General features: G+C 63.9%; 11 protein-coding genes. 10 read left to right on the plus strand and 1 reads right to left on the minus strand.

Annotated elements, in window-relative coordinates; genetic code table 11:
* Positions 1 to 20: 20 nt before the first annotated feature.
* The 4 genes from NL123_RS13310 to NL123_RS13325 all read left to right on the plus strand — a co-directional run bounded on the left by NL123_RS13310 (position 21) and on the right by NL123_RS13325 (position 6,011).
* Positions 21 to 359: a hypothetical protein gene (locus NL123_RS13310; RefSeq protein WP_494357974.1), complete on the plus strand. Its 339-nt coding sequence runs from the start codon at positions 21 to 23 to the stop codon at positions 357 to 359.
* A 96-nt stretch (positions 360 to 455) separates the two neighbouring features.
* The gene (locus NL123_RS13315) at positions 456 to 1,694 is read left to right on the plus strand and encodes a TolC family protein (RefSeq protein WP_494357975.1); all 1,239 of its coding nucleotides are present in this window, start codon (positions 456 to 458) and stop codon (positions 1,692 to 1,694) included.
* The gene (locus NL123_RS13320) at positions 1,687 to 2,916 is read left to right on the plus strand and encodes an efflux RND transporter periplasmic adaptor subunit (protein ID WP_494357976.1); all 1,230 of its coding nucleotides are present in this window, start codon (positions 1,687 to 1,689) and stop codon (positions 2,914 to 2,916) included. Before NL123_RS13315 ends, NL123_RS13320 begins: the two co-directional genes overlap by 8 nt.
* Complete coding sequence (locus NL123_RS13325; protein ID WP_494357977.1) at positions 2,913 to 6,011, plus strand: efflux RND transporter permease subunit; 3,099 nt, start codon at positions 2,913 to 2,915, stop codon at positions 6,009 to 6,011. Before NL123_RS13320 ends, NL123_RS13325 begins: the two co-directional genes overlap by 4 nt.
* 101 nt (positions 6,012 to 6,112) lie before the next feature.
* Here the strand turns inward: NL123_RS13325 and NL123_RS13330 are convergent, their stop codons facing one another.
* Positions 6,113 to 7,021, minus strand: coding sequence for a MurR/RpiR family transcriptional regulator (locus tag NL123_RS13330; RefSeq protein WP_494357978.1), 909 nt, complete (start codon positions 7,019 to 7,021; stop codon positions 6,113 to 6,115).
* Between the two features lie 284 nt (positions 7,022 to 7,305).
* Here NL123_RS13330 and NL123_RS13335 point away from each other — a divergent pair, with 284 nt between their 5' ends.
* The 6 genes from NL123_RS13335 (at position 7,306) to iolG (ending at position 14,906) form a co-directional block, all read left to right on the plus strand.
* Positions 7,306 to 9,243, plus strand: coding sequence for a bifunctional 5-dehydro-2-deoxygluconokinase/5-dehydro-2-deoxyphosphogluconate aldolase (locus NL123_RS13335; RefSeq protein WP_494357979.1), 1,938 nt, complete (start codon positions 7,306 to 7,308; stop codon positions 9,241 to 9,243).
* A 170-nt stretch (positions 9,244 to 9,413) separates the two neighbouring features.
* Complete coding sequence (gene iolE / locus NL123_RS13340; RefSeq protein ID WP_494357980.1) at positions 9,414 to 10,307, plus strand: myo-inosose-2 dehydratase; 894 nt, start codon at positions 9,414 to 9,416, stop codon at positions 10,305 to 10,307.
* Complete coding sequence (iolB, locus tag NL123_RS13345) at positions 10,304 to 11,092, plus strand: 5-deoxy-glucuronate isomerase (RefSeq protein ID WP_494357981.1); 789 nt, start codon at positions 10,304 to 10,306, stop codon at positions 11,090 to 11,092. Before iolE ends, iolB begins: the two co-directional genes overlap by 4 nt.
* A gap of 26 nt (positions 11,093 to 11,118) precedes the next feature.
* Positions 11,119 to 11,934 carry a TIM barrel protein gene (locus NL123_RS13350; protein ID WP_494357982.1) on the plus strand — a complete coding sequence of 272 codons (816 nt, stop codon included), beginning with the start codon at positions 11,119 to 11,121 and terminating at the stop codon, positions 11,932 to 11,934.
* Between the two features lie 10 nt (positions 11,935 to 11,944).
* The gene (gene iolD, locus NL123_RS13355) at positions 11,945 to 13,876 is read left to right on the plus strand and encodes a 3D-(3,5/4)-trihydroxycyclohexane-1,2-dione acylhydrolase (decyclizing) (protein WP_494357983.1); all 1,932 of its coding nucleotides are present in this window, start codon (positions 11,945 to 11,947) and stop codon (positions 13,874 to 13,876) included.
* Positions 13,877 to 13,895: 19 nt separating this feature from the next.
* The gene (iolG, locus tag NL123_RS13360; protein WP_494357984.1) at positions 13,896 to 14,906 is read left to right on the plus strand and encodes a bifunctional inositol 2-dehydrogenase/D-chiro-inositol 1-dehydrogenase; all 1,011 of its coding nucleotides are present in this window, start codon (positions 13,896 to 13,898) and stop codon (positions 14,904 to 14,906) included.
* Positions 14,907 to 14,983: the final 77 nt, after the last annotated feature.

Raw genomic sequence — 14,983 nt, forward strand, 5'->3', positions numbered from 1 at the left:
CTTGGCTAGACTCGCGCCCCATGAGCCGCCTTCTGCGTTTAGTCCTGGTCCTGCTGCTGAGCCTCACGCTTCCCCTGACCGGGATGGCGGGTGTGCCGTCGAGCACCGAGCCCTGCCCGATGAAAATGTCGGGCATGCCGATGATGAGCGACATGTCGCCCGACTGCTGCCAGGACGGCGCTGATCATGGCAAAGCCTGTAAACCCGGCCAGGAATGCAAGACCGGTAGCCTGCTGCAACTGTCCCTGGCGGTGCTCAAGGCGCCGTTGCCCTCGGCCCATCCGCTGCGCGTCAGCGCCTCTTCGGATTTCATCCCTGACCGCACGCCGTCCGGCGTCTGGCGCCCACCCCGTTCCTGATCTCTGTTGCACCTCAAGACGCATCCCCTGACCGGGATGGTTTTGCTGTGGGCCGCCTGACGCGGTGCACAGCGCAACGGAACAGGAATTTTCAACATGAATGCCTCCTACATGCGCGCCCTGGTGGTGGGCGTGCTGGCGTGGCCGGCGTTGGCGAGTGCGCTGACCCTGGATGACGCCCTGCGCCTGGCGCAAAACAATGCACCGTCGCTGCAGGCCGAGTCGGCCAAGTTGCAGGCCGCCACCCAGGCGGCGATCCCGGCGGGCGAACTACCCGACCCGAAGGTGGTGATCGGCCTGCAGAACTTTCCCATTGGCGGGCCCAATCGCGGCACGTTGTATGGCGACGAGATGACGCAACAGATGATCGGTATCCAGCAGCAAGTACCCAGCCGCGACAAGCGCAAGGCCCGGGTCGAGCTGGCCGATGCAACCATCGAACGGGCAGCTGCCGAGGGGCGCATCGAGCGCCTGAACGTGCGCCAGGCCACGGCCCAGGCATGGATTCGGGCGTATGCGGTCGCGCGCAAGCAAGCCTTGTTCAAGGACTTCTACCAACAGAACCGTCTGCTGCAAGACACCGTGCGTGCGCAGTTGGCCGGCGGCCGTGGCCAGGCCGCCGACGCGGTCATCCCCCGGCAGGAAGCCGCCGAGCTGGCCGGGCGCGACGATGAGTTGACCCAGCAACGTGCCCAGGCCCGTGCCGCGCTCAAGCGCTGGATCGGCGCGGCCGCCAACGAAGCTCCCAGCGGTCAACTGCCCAACTGGACCTTCGACCCCCACAGCCTGAACCACAACCTGCACCAGCACCCGGCACTGCAAGCCTACGTGCCGCGCACCCGCGAAGCGCAGGCGCGCTTGCAGGATGCGAAGGCGCAAAAGACTTCGGACTGGAGTTGGGAGGTCGATTACGGGCACCGCAGCCGTGAGTTCGGTGACATGGTCAACGTGCAGTTCACCTTTGACCTGCCGATCTTTCCCGGCCGTCGACAGAACCCCGGCATCGCCGCCAAACAGGCCGAACTGGACCAGCTTGACGCCGAGCGCGCAGCGGCGACCCGTGAGCATATCCAGATGCTCGATGACGACCTGGCCGACTACCAGCGCCTGGACCGCGCGGTACAGCGCAGCCAGGACAGCCTGGTGCCCCTGGCCGAGGAAAAAGTCAGCCTGAGCCTGGCCGGTTACCGCGCCGGCAAAGGCGACTTGATGACGCTGGTCAACGCCCGCCGTGAGCTGGTCGAAGCCCGATTCAAGCAGATCGATGCCGTCGAACAACGCGCCCTGGTCGGCGCGCAGTTGTATTTCGCCTATGGGGAACCCGCCAATGAATAATCGAATCGTGGCCGCTGTGTTGCTGCTGGGTCTGGGGGCCGGCTATGGGCTGGCGCAGTGGCAGCCCGGGGCACCCGCAATGCCCGTAAAATCCGACAAGCAGGCGCTGTACTGGTATGACCCGATGTTCCCGCAACAGCAGTTCGATAAGCCCGGCAAGTCGCCGTTCATGGACATGCAACTGGTGCCGCGCTACGCCGATGGGGCGGTATCGACGGCTACGCCGGCGGTGCAGATCGATCCGGGCCTGGCGCAGAACATCGGCGTGCGCCTGGCGAGTGTGAGCCGCGGCGTGCTGACCTCCCGTCTGGACCTCTCGGGCATCCTGGCCTTCAACGAGCGCGATGTGGCGGTGGTGCAGGCGCGGGCGTCGGGGTTTGTCGAGCGGGTTTACGCGCGGGCGCCGGGGGATGTGCTCAAGGCCGGCGCGCCAATGGTGGACCTGCTGATACCCGAGTGGGCGGTCGCCCAGGAGGAGTTCCTGGCCCTGCGACGCAGCGCCGAGCGCGGTTTGATCGACGCTGCCCGCCAACGCCTGCGCCTGAGCGGGATGCCGGCCGGGTTGATTGCGCAGATGGAACGCAGCGGCCTGGTGCAGTCGGTCTTGACCGTGACCAGCCCGATCAGCGGCGCGCTGCAAACCCTCGACGTGCGCGAAGGCATGACCGTGGCGCCGGGGCAGACCCTGGCGCGGTTCAACGGCCTGGGCTCGGTGTGGTTGCAGGTCGCCGTGCCCGAAGCCCAGGGGGCCACGTTGAAAGTGGGGCAAACCGTGCAGAGCCGCTTCGTCGGTTTGCCGGGCAAGACGCTCGACGGCACGGTCAGCGCGATCTTGCCGGCCACCGCCACGGACAGCCGCACCGTGCAAGTGCGGGTCGAGCTGCCCAACCCCGACGGCGCCCTGCGCCCGGGCATGACTGCCCAGGTCAGCCTGGCGCAGACCAGCGGGCAAGCGCTGTTGCAGGTGCCCAGCGAAGCGTTGATCCGCACCGGCAAACGCGTGCTGGTGATGCTGGCCGAGGAGGGTGGGCGCTATCGTCCGGTCGAGGTCGAAACCGGGGTGGAAAACCAGAACCACACAGTGATCCTCAGTGGCTTGCAGGAAGGTCAGCAGGTGGTCGCGTCCGGGCAGTTCCTGCTCGACTCCGAGGCCAGTCTCAAGGGCATCACCGCCACCGCTGCGGAAGCGGCGATGAACATGCAGCCGGGAGCCCAGCCATGATCGCGCTACTGATTCGCTGGTCGGTGGCCAATCGTTTCCTGGTGCTGCTCGCCACCTTGTTCGTCACCGCGTGGGGTGTCTGGTCGGTGCAGAACACACCCGTCGACGCTTTGCCAGATCTATCGGATGTGCAGGTAATCATCCGCACCCCGTACCCGGGTCAGGCGCCGCAGATTGTCGAGAACCAGGTCACGTACCCGATGACCACTACCATGCTCTCGGTGCCAGGGTCCAAGACCGTGCGCGGTTTTTCGTTCTTCGGCGACAGCTACGTGTACGTGTTGTTCGACGAAGGCACCGACCTGTACTGGGCGCGCTCGCGGGTGCTGGAATACCTCAGCCAGTTGCAGGCGCGGCTGCCGGCATCGGCCAAACCGTCATTGGGGCCGGACGCCACCGGCGTGGGCTGGATCTACCAGTACGCCTTGGTGGACCGCACCGGCCAGCACGACCTGGCGCAATTGCGCGCGTTGCAGGACTGGTTCCTCAAATTCGAACTCAAGACCCTGCCGAATGTGGCGGAAGTCGCCACCATCGGTGGCCAGGTCAAGCAATACCAGGTGCAGCTCGACCCGCTGGCCCTGGCCAGTCGCGGCATCACCCAGGCGCAGGTGAAAGCAGCGATTGACCAGGCCAACCAGGAAGCCGGCGGCTCGGTATTGAACCTGGGCGAGTCCGAGTATGTGGTGCGTGCCTCCGGCTACCTGAAGAATCTCTCTGACTTCCGCGCCATCCCGCTGCGCCTCGACGCCAACAATGTACCTCTCACCCTCGGCGATGTGGCGAACATCCAGCTCGGCCCGGACCTGCGCCGGGGCATCAGTGAGCTGGACGGCGAGGGCGAAGCGGTCGGCGGCGTGGTGATCCTGCGCAGCGGCAAGAATGCGCGGGAAGCCATCGCGGCGGTCAAGACCAAACTGGAACAGTTGAAAAGCAGCCTGCCGCCCGGTGTGGAAATCGTCACCACCTACGACCGCAGCAAGCTGATCGACCGTGCCGTGGACAACCTCAGCCATAAACTGCTGGACGAGTTCCTGGTGGTGGCCCTGGTGTGCGGGATTTTCCTGTGGCACCTGCGCTCGTCCCTGGTAGCGATCATCTCGTTGCCGGTGGGGGTGTTGATCGCGTTTATCGTCATGCGCTTGCAGGGCATCAACGCCAACATCATGTCCCTGGGCGGTATTGCGATTGCCATTGGCGCGATGGTTGATGCAGCGGTGGTGATGATCGAAAACGCCCACAAGAAAATCGAAGCCTGGCACCACGCCAACCCTGGCCGGGAACTCAAGGGCGATGCACATTGGAAAGTGATGACGGACGCCGCGGTCGAGGTCGGCCCGGCGCTGTTTTTCTGCCTGCTGATCATTACGCTGTCGTTTATTCCGGTGTTCACCTTGCAGGCCCAGGAAGGTCGGCTGTTCGGGCCGCTGGCCTACACCAAGACCTACGCCATGGCGGCCGCCGCCGGGTTGTCGGTGACCTTGATCCCGGTGCTGATGGGCTACTGGATTCGCGGGCGCATACCCGACGAGCGACGCAACCCGCTCAATCGCGGCCTGATCAAGCTCTATCAGCCGGCGCTGGAGGCCATGCTGCGCTGGCCGCGCATGACCCTGCTGGTGGCGCTGCTGATGGTGGCGAGCGCGCTGTGGCCGATCTCGAAACTGGGCGGTGAGTTCCTGCCGCCGCTGGATGAGGGCGACCTGTTGTACATGCCTTCGGCGCTGCCGGGTTTGTCGACACAGACAGCGGGTGAACTGCTGCAACGCACCGACCGGCTGATCAAGACGGTGCCCGAAGTCGCCCATGTGTTCGGCAAGGCCGGCCGCGCCGAAACCGCCACCGACCCGGCGCCGCTGGAGATGTTCGAGACCACTATCGAGTTCAAGCCCAAGGACCAATGGCGTCCCGGCATGACCCCGGACAAACTGGTCAAGGAACTGGACCGCGTGGTGCAGGTGCCGGGCCTGACCAATATCTGGATCCCACCGATCCGCAACCGTATCGACATGTTGGCGACCGGGGTCAAGAGCCCGATTGGCGTGAAGGTCGCGGGCACCAGCCTGATGCAGATCGATGCGGTGACCCAGGCCGTGGAGACGGTCGCCAAGACCGTGCCCGGAGTGAGTTCGGCGTTGGCCGAACGCCTGACCGGCGGGCGCTACATCGACGTCGACATCGACCGTGCCGCCGCTGCGCAATACGGGCTGAACATCAGCGATGTGCAGTCCATCGTGTCGGGTGCGGTGGGCGGTGAAACCATTGGCGAAACCGTGGAAGGCCTGGCGCGTTTCCCCATCAGCCTGCGTTACCCGAAGGAATGGCGCGACTCGGTGGAAGCGCTGCGCAACCTGCCGGTGTACACGCCACAGGGCAGCCAGATCACCCTGGGCACGGTGGCCAGGATCAAGGTCAACGATGGCCCGCCGATGCTCAAGAGTGAAAACGCGCGGCCTTCCGGTTGGGTGTATATCGACGTGCGTGATCGTGACCTGGCTTCGGTGGTTCGGGACCTGCGTGCGGCGATCAACCAGCAGGTAAAGCTGCAACCGGGCATGAGCCTCAGCTATTCGGGGCAGTTCGAGTTCCTCGAACGCGCCAATCAGCGTCTGAAACTGGTGGTGCCGGCCACCTTGCTGATCATCTTTGTGCTGCTGTACCTGACCTTTCGCCGGGTGGGGGAGGCGCTGCTGGTCCTCGCGACCTTGCCGTTCGCGTTGACCGGCGGCGTGTGGCTGCTCTACTGGTTGGGCTTCAACCTGTCGGTCGCCACGGGCGTGGGTTTTATTGCGCTGGCGGGGGTGTCGGCGGAGTTCGGCGTGATCATGTTGCTGTACCTGAAGAACGCCTGGGCCGAGCGCAAGGATGGCAATCTGTTGGCGGCCATCACCGAAGGTGCGGTGCTGCGGGTACGGCCCAAGGCGATGACGGTGGCGGTGATCATTGCCGGGTTACTGCCGATTTTGCTGGGCAGCGGCACCGGCAGTGAGGTGATGAGCCGGATTGCTGCGCCGATGATTGGCGGGATGCTGACGGCGCCGTTGCTCTCACTGTTCGTCATTCCCGCAGCCTACTACCTGATGCGCCGCCGATGAACATGTGGGAGGGGGCTTGCCCCCGATAGCGGCGGATCAGACACAAATCCAGTGACTGACACACAGCTATCGGGAGCAAGGGATCTCCAACGCCGGCAGGTTCAGTCGTCGAACCCGACCTGCTCGTGAATCTCATCCACCTTCAACTCCAACCGGTACGCCACCGCAATAAACAGCGCCTGGCACAGGCACAAGGTGGCGCTCAACGAGCGGAAGGCAAACGACGAACCTTCATTCACCAACAGCACTGCGTTCGCCCGCTTGGCCAGGGGCGACAGGTTGCTGTCGGTGATGATCAGCGTCTTGGCCTGGTGGTGCTGGGCGATGCGCAGGCAGTGCTGGGTCTCTTTGCCGTAGGGCGTGAAGCTGATGGCGATCACCAGGTCATTGGCGCGCACGCTGCGCATCTGCTCGCGGTAGCTGCCGCCCAGGCCTGAGATCAGGTGGATGCGCTTGTTGGTGTGCTGCAGGTTGTAGACCAGGTAGTCGGCCACCGCAAAGGAACGGCGCACGCCGACCACGTAGATATTGTCGGCGTTGACCACCAGGTCCACGGCTTTGTCGAAGGCGACATCATCCAGCTCCAGGCCCAGGCGCTCGATGCCCGACAGCGTGGCGTTGACGCATTCGCGCGCCAGGTCGCCGCCGCTGGCTTTCTGCGACTTGTTGGCGATCATGCTGCGGATGCGCTGCTGGTAGTTCTGCACCGGCGTGGTCTTGTGGGTGTAGGCCTCGCGGAACAGCGCCTGCATCTCACTGAACCCACTGAACCCGAAACGCTGTGAGAAACGCACGATGGCCGACGGGTGCACTTCGCATTCGCGGGCGATGTCGCTGATGCGGTCGACCATGATCCGGTCGCTCTGCTGGCTCATGTAGCTGGCGATGCGCTTGAGCTGGCGCGGCAGGCTCTCGTATTCGTCGGTGATTAGCTGCAACAGGCGCTGGGCATTGATCGGAGGGCTGGCGATAGAGTCTTCCAGGGTGGTCTCGGGATCGGTGCGGGACATGGGCAATCCTTCTGGCGTTTTCGTCTGTTGCGCTGATGGGTGGCGCAAGTCTACAGGGTAGGCGCAAAAAAATACCCCGGCATCACGGCCGGCGTGGCCTGCTGAAACGATGCACTGTGGTGGGAGCGCCCCTGTACGAGCTTAATGGAAAAAATATTCCAATGAAAAAATATCTGGAATAAATATTGATTGGCGCCGCCGGACGTTCTAGTCTGCTCCCACCAAGAGCGTTTGCCGCCCCCACGGCGGCACAACGCAGGCTGATAAAAATAACAGGAGCCAGCATGGGCCAGACTCGTTTTGCCAGTGGGCGTCAATTGGATCTGATTTGCCTCGGGCGCCTGGGCGTCGACCTCTATGCACAGCAAGTCGGTGCGCGGCTTGAGGACGTGTCCAGCTTCGCCAAGTACCTCGGCGGGTCCTCCGCCAATATCGCCTTCGGCACCGCCAGGCTCGGGCTCAAGTCGGCGATGCTGAGCCGGGTCGGCGACGACCACATGGGCCGTTTCCTGGTGGAATCCCTGGCCCGCGAGGGCTGCGATGTCAGCGGCATCAAGGTCGACCCGGAACGCCTCACCGCCCTGGTGCTGCTCGGCCTCAAGGACCGCGAAACCTTCCCCCTGGTGTTCTACCGCGAAAACTGCGCCGACATGGCCCTGCGCGCCGAGGACATCAACGAAGCCTTTATCGCGTCCAGCAAAGCCCTGCTGATCACCGGCACGCATTTCTCCACCGACGGCGTGTACAAGGCCAGCATCCAGGCCCTGGATTACGCGGCCAGGCACAACGTCAAGCGTGTGCTGGATATCGACTACCGCCCGGTGCTGTGGGGCCTGGCGGGCAAGGCCGATGGCGAAACCCGTTTCGTCGCCGACCAGAATGTCAGCCAGCACGTGCAGAAGATCCTGCCGCGCTTCGACCTGATCGTCGGCACCGAAGAAGAATTCCTCATCGCGGGCGGCAGTGAAGATTTGCTCGTCGCCCTGCGCAAAGTGCGCGAACTGACCCCGGCGACCCTGGTGGTCAAGCTCGGTCCGCAAGGCTGCACGGTGATCCACGGCGCTATCCCCGCACGCTTGGAAGACGGCGCCATCTACCCTGGCGTGCGCGTTGAAGTCCTTAACGTGCTGGGGGCCGGCGATGCGTTCATGTCGGGCTTCCTCAGCGGCTGGCTCAACGATGCCAGTGATGAGCGTTGCAGCCAGTTGGCCAACGCCTGCGGTGGCCTGGTGGTCTCGCGCCACGCCTGCGCACCGGCCATGCCGACGCCGGCGGAGCTGGAATACCTGTTCAACAGCCCGGTGCCGATCACCCGTCCGGACCAGGACGTGACCCTGCAACGCCTGCACCGCGTGACGGTGCCGCGCAAAAGCTGGAAGCAGCTGTTCGTGTTTGCCTTCGACCATCGCTGGCAACTGGTGGACCTGGCGCAGAAGGGCGGCCAGGACCTGGCGCGCATCAGCGAGGCCAAGCAACTGTTTATCCAGGCCATCGAACGCGTCGAGCAAAAGCTCGCCGAACAAGGCGTGGAAGCCGATGTCGGCCTGCTCGCCGACCAGCGCTTCGGCCAGGACGCACTCAACGCCGCCAGCGGCCGTGGCTGGTGGGTCGCGCGCCCGGTGGAAGTGCAGAACTCGCGGCCGCTGGCGTTCGAGCATGGCCGTTCGGTGGGCAGCAACCTGATCGCCTGGCCCCAGGAACAGATCATCAAGTGCCTGGTGCAATTCCACCCGGACGACGAACCGCTGCTGCGCCTGGAACAGGAAGCGCAACTGAAAGCGGTGTACGAGGCGTCGATTGTCAGCGGCCATGAACTGCTGCTGGAAGTCATCCCGCCCAAGGACCACCCGTCCACATATCCCGACGTGCTCTATCGCAGCCTCAAGCGCCTGTACAACCTGGGCATCTACCCGGCGTGGTGGAAGATCGAAGCGCAGTCGGCCGAGGACTGGCAGAAGCTCGACGCCCTGATCCAGGAGCGCGACCCGTACTGCCGAGGCGTGGTACTGCTGGGCCTGAATGCCTCGGCCGAATGCCTCGCCGATGGCTTCCAGCAGGCCCGCCTGAGCACCACCTGCCGGGGTTTTGCGGTGGGCCGCACGATCTTCCAGGAGCCGAGCCGGGCGTGGATGGCCGGCGAGATCGACGATGAAGCCCTGATCCAGCAGGTGCAAGCCACCTTCGAACAGTTGATCAACGCCTGGCGCAGCTCCCGAGGCTAAACCCAATTCCTGATTTGAAATGCAATCCAATGTGGGAGGGGGCTTGCCCCCGATTGCGGTTGTTCAGTGACAGCAGTGGTGTCTGACACTCAGCTATCGGGGGCAAGCCCCCTCCCACATACAGCAAAAAGCAGATCTCAGTGATACCTGAAAATAATAAAGGTGCAGCCATGCCCGCAATCCGAATTGGCATCAACCCGATCTCCTGGAGCAACGACGACCTGCCGGCCCTGGGCGGTGAAACGCACCTGAGCACCGCCCTGAGCGAAGGCAAGGAAATCGGCTACGAAGGCTTCGAACTCAACGGCAAATTCCCCAAGGACGCCAAGGGCGTCGGCGACGTATTGCGCCCGTACGACCTGGCGCTGGTCTCTGGCTGGTATTCCAGCCGCCTGGCCCGACGCTCGGTGGCGGAAGAAATCGCGGCCATCGCCGGCCATGTCGAGTTGCTCAAACAGAACGGCGCCACCGTACTGGTCTATGGCGAGGTGGCCGATTCGATCCAGGGCTCGCGCATCCGCCTGATCGAACGCCCACGTTTCCACAGCGAACAGGCCTGGCAGGACTACGCCGACAAGCTCACCGAACTGGCGCGCTTCACCCTGTCCCAGGGCGTGCGCCTGGCGTATCACCACCACATGGGCGCCTATGTCGAGTCCCCGGAAGACATCGACCAGTTGATGCTGCGCACCGGCCCCGAAGTCGGCCTGCTGTTCGATTCGGGCCATTGCTACATGGGCGGCGGCGAGCCCATCGAGGTACTGCGCAAGCACATCGACCGCGTCTGCCATGTGCATTTCAAGGACGTGCGCAAACCGGTGGTGCAACTGGCGCGCAACCAGATGTGGAGTTTTCCCGACTGCATTGTCAACGGCACTTTCACCGTGCCCGGCGATGGCGATATCGACTTCGCCGAACTGCTCGATGTGCTGCTGGCCGCCCACTATGAAGGTTGGCTGGTGGTGGAAGCCGAGCAGGACCCGGCCGTGGCGCCCAGCTATCTCTATGCGAAAAAAGGCTACGACACCCTGCGTGCGCTTCTGAATGAGAGGGCCGGACAATGAGCCTGTTGGTCAAAGGCAGCAAACGCGGCCAGACCATGGTCGCCCTGGAACCCGGGCGCCTGGAGTACGTGGGGTTCGCCGCCTACCGCCTGAGCCTGGGCGAAACCCTGCCGGTCAGCGCCGGTGACCAGGAACTGTGCCTGGTGTTGCTCAGCGGCCGCGTGAACATCGAGGGCGAGGGCTTCAACTGGCAGAACCTGGGCGATCGCCAGTCGGTGTTTGAAGACAAATCACCGTTCGCCGCCTACCTGCCGCCGGGCACCGATGCCCAGGTCACCGCCCTGAGTGACGTGCAGATCGCGGTCTGCGCCGCGCCTGGCAGTGAGGGCTACGAGCCGCGCCTGATCCGCCCGGAAACCTGCAAGCGCAGCGTGCGCGGCAAAGGTGCCAACACCCGCTATGTGTGCGACATCCTGCCCGACAGCGAACCGGCCCATTCGCTGCTGGTGGTGGAGGTGCGCACGCCGTCCGGTCATTCGTCGAGCTACCCGCCGCACAAACACGACACCGATGATTTGCCGCACCAGAGCTTCCTGGAAGAGACCTACTACCACCAGGTCAACCCGCCCCAAGGCTTTGTGTTCCAACGCGTCTACACCGACGACCGCAGCATCGACCAGGCCATGGCCGTGGAAAACAGCGACCTGGTCGTCGTGCCCAAGGGCTATCACCCGGTCAGTGTGCCGTATGGCTACGAGTCCTATTACCTGAACGTGATGGCGGGCCCCAAGCGCGCCTGGCATTTCCACAACGACCCGCAGCACAGCTGGCTGCTGGACCTCTAATCAGCGGTTCTGGACGGAGAACAACAATGAAGTCGCCTCTACGTTTCGCCCTTAACCGCATGGTCGCGCCCAACCTGTCCCTGCCGGACTTCATCCAGTTGGCCGCGGCACTCAAGTGCGATGCCATCGAGCTGCGCAATGACCTGGCGGACAAGCAGATCGAGTTCGGCACCCCGGCCAGCCGCGTGCGCGAGTTGTGCGCGGTGCAGGGCATCACGGTGCTGTCGATCAACGCGCTGTACCCCTTTGACGTGTGGAACGACGAGCGTCGTGCCCAGGCAATCAAGCTGGCGACCTACGCCGGCGAGTGCGGCGCCCAGGGCCTGGTGATGTGCCCGCTCAACGAGCCGGGCGACACGCGCAACGAGGCCCAGCGTGCGGCCGGCTTGCGCACGGCCTTGAGCGAGCTGGCGCCGATCCTGCGCGAGTACGGCATCCTCGGGTTTATCGAACCCCTGGGCTTTGAAGAGTGTGCGCTGCGGCGCAAGCGTGTGGCGGTGGACGCGATCAAGTCCATCGGCGGCCTGGATGTGTTCCGCCTGGTGCACGACACCTTCCATCATCACCTGGCCAGCGAGCATGAGTTCTTCCCGGAGTTGACCGGACTGGTGCATATCTCCGGCGTCGAAGATACCGAGGCGCCGCTGAGTTCGATTCGCGACGGCCACCGTGTTCTGGTTGGCGAGGGCGACATCCTCGGCAACGCGGCGCAGATCGACACCTTGCTCAGCACCGGCTACAGCGGCTACCTGTCGTTCGAGCCGTTTGCCGAGAGCGTGCACGGGCTGGCGGATATCCAGCAGGCCTTGGGCGCAAGCATCGCCCACCTGCAGAAACGATAAGGGGCGCGACATGACCACAACCCGACTGACCATGGCCCAGGCCTTGGTGAAGTTCCTGGACAACCAATACATCGAAGTCGATGGCGTGCAGAGCAAGTTCGTCGCCGGGGTATTCACCATTTTCGGCCACGGCAACGTGCTGGGCCTGGGCCAGGCCCTGGAGCAGGACAGCGGCGACCTGGTGGTGCACCAGGGCCGCAACGAGCAAGGCATGGCCCATGCGGCGATCGGTTTCGCCAAGCAGCACCTGCGCCGCAAGATCTACGCGTGTACGGCGTCCGTCGGCCCAGGCGCTGCCAATATGCTGACCGCCGCCGCGACCGCCACGGCCAACCGTATTCCGTTGCTGCTATTGCCCGGTGACGTGTATGCCAGCCGCCAGCCCGACCCGGTGTTGCAACAGATCGAACAGTTCCACGACCTGAGCATCAGCACCAACGATGCCTTTCGCTCCGTGAGCAAATACTGGGACCGTATCAACCGCCCCGAGCAGTTGATGACCGCCGCGATCCACGCCATGCGCGTGCTCACCGACCCGGCTGAAACCGGCGCGGTGACCCTGGCATTGCCCCAGGACGTGCAGGCCGAGGCCTGGGATTATCCGGATTACTTCCTGCAAAAACGTGTGCACCGTATCGAACGGCGCCCGGCCACCCGCGCGATGATCGGTGATGCAGTGGCCGCCTTCCGGGGCAAGCGCAAGCCGCTGATCATCTGCGGTGGCGGGGTGAAGTACTCCGGCGCGAGTGCCGCGCTGCAAGCCTTTGCCGAACGCTTTGATATTCCTTTCGCCGAAACGCAGGCGGGCAAGAGCGCCGTGGTCTCCAGCCATCCGCTGAACGTGGGTGGCATTGGCGAAACCGGCTGCCTGGCGGCCAACCTGCTGGCGCCCGAGGCCGACCTGATCATTGGGGTGGGCACGCGTTACACCGATTTCACCACCTCGTCCAAATCGCTGTTCAAGCACCCTGAGGTGACGTTCCTCAACCTCAACATCAGCCCCTGCGATGCCTTGAAGCTTGACGGCGTGCAAGTGCTGGCCGACGCGCAGGTCGCCCTCGAAGCATTGGCGGATGCGCTCGGCGATTACCGCTCTGGCTGGGGTGGGCAGGTTGTCGAGGCCAAGGCGCAGTTGGACGCCGAAGTGGACCGTGTGCACCAGGTGGAATACGACGGCGACGCCTTTGTGCCCGAGGTCGACGACCGCCTCGACCGTGGCGTGCTGCGTGAATTCATCGAGCTGACCGGCTCGTGCCTGACTCAGAGCCGCGTACTGGGCGTGCTCAACCAGACCCTGGCCGACGACGCGATCATCGTCGCCGCCGCCGGCAGCCTGCCCGGCGACCTGCAACGCGCCTGGCGTAGCAAGGGCGTCAACACCTACCACGTCGAATACGGCTACTCGTGCATGGGCTACGAGATCAACGCGGCGCTCGGCGTGAAACTCGCCGAGCCGACTAAAGAGGTGTACGCCCTGGTCGGCGATGGCTCCTACATGATGCTGCACTCGGAGCTGGCCACCTCGATCCAGGAGCGGCGCAAGATCAACGTGGTGCTGCTCGACAACATGGCGTTCGGCTGCATCAACAACCTGCAGATCGGCAATGGTATGGACAGCTTCGGCACCGAATTCCGCTACCGCAACCCTGAGAGCGGCAAGCTCGACGGTGGCCTGGTGCCGGTGGACTTCGCTATGAGTGCGGCGGCCTATGGTTGCAAGACCTACAAAGTCAGCACGGTGGAGCAACTCGAAGCGGCGCTGGCGGATGCGCGCACGCAAACGGTGTCGACGCTGATCGATATCAAGGTGCTGCCCAAGACCATGGTCCACGGCTACCTGTCGTGGTGGCGGGTGGGTGTGGCGCAAGTGTCCACCAGCGAACGCACGAATGCCGCTGCGAAAAAACTCAATGAACACCTGGCGAAGGCCCGGCAGTACTAATAACAAGAGGAGTGTTTGTATGTCTTTGAAGCTAGGTGTCATCGGTACAGGCGCTATCGGCCGAGACCATATCCGTCGTTGCAGCCAGACCTTGCTCAACAGCCAGGTGGTGGCGGTGACTGACATCAACCTGGAGCAGGCCGCCAAGGTCGTCGCCGATTTGAAGCTGGACGCTGAGGTGTACGCCGACGGCCATGCGTTGATCAACTCGCCGCAGGTCGAGGCCGTGCTGGTGACGTCCTGGGGACCGAGCCATGAAGAGTTTGTGCTCGCAGCGATTGCCGCCGGCAAACCGGTGTTCTGCGAAAAACCCCTGGCGGTCACCGCCGAGGGCTGCCGCAAGATCGTCGACGCCGAAGTGGCCTACGGCAAGCGCCTGGTGCAGGTCGGCTTCATGCGCCCGTACGACGAAGGCTATCGCGCACTCAAGGCCGTGATCGACAGCGGCCAGATCGGCGAGCCGCTGATGCTGCATTGCGCGCACCGCAACCCCACGGTGGGCGAGAACTACAAGACCGACATGGCGATCACCGACACCTTGATCCACGAACTGGATGTGTTGCGTTGGCTGCTCAACGACGACTACGTGTCGGTGCAGGTGGTGTTCCCGCGCAAATCCAGCAAGGCCCTGGCCCACCTGCGTGACCCGCAGATCGTGCTGCTGGAAACCGCCAAGGGCACGCGCGTCGATGTGGAAGTGTTTGTGAACTGCCAGTACGGCTACGACATCCAGTGCGAAGTGGTGGGGGAGACCGGTATCGCCAAGCTGCCGGAGCCTTCCCAGGTGCAGATGCGCAGTGGCGCGAAGCTGTCCAACGCGATCCTGATGGACTGGAAGGATCGGTTTATCGGCGCGTATGACGTGGAGTTGCAGGCGTTCATCGACAGCGTGCGCGCCGGGCAGGTGGGTGGGCCGTCGGCGTGGGATGGCTTTGCGGCGGCGGTGGCGGCGGATGCGTGTATTGAAGCGCAGGGCAGTGAGCAGATTGTGAAGGTGAGCTTGCCGGAGCGCCCACGTTTCTACGGCTGAATCACTGAAGAAATACTGTGAAAAATGTGGGAGGGGGCTTGCCCCCTCCCACATTTGAATCGGGTTTCACTTCAAGC

The sequence above is a fragment of the Pseudomonas sp. FBCC-B1565 genome (assembly GCF_059133265.1).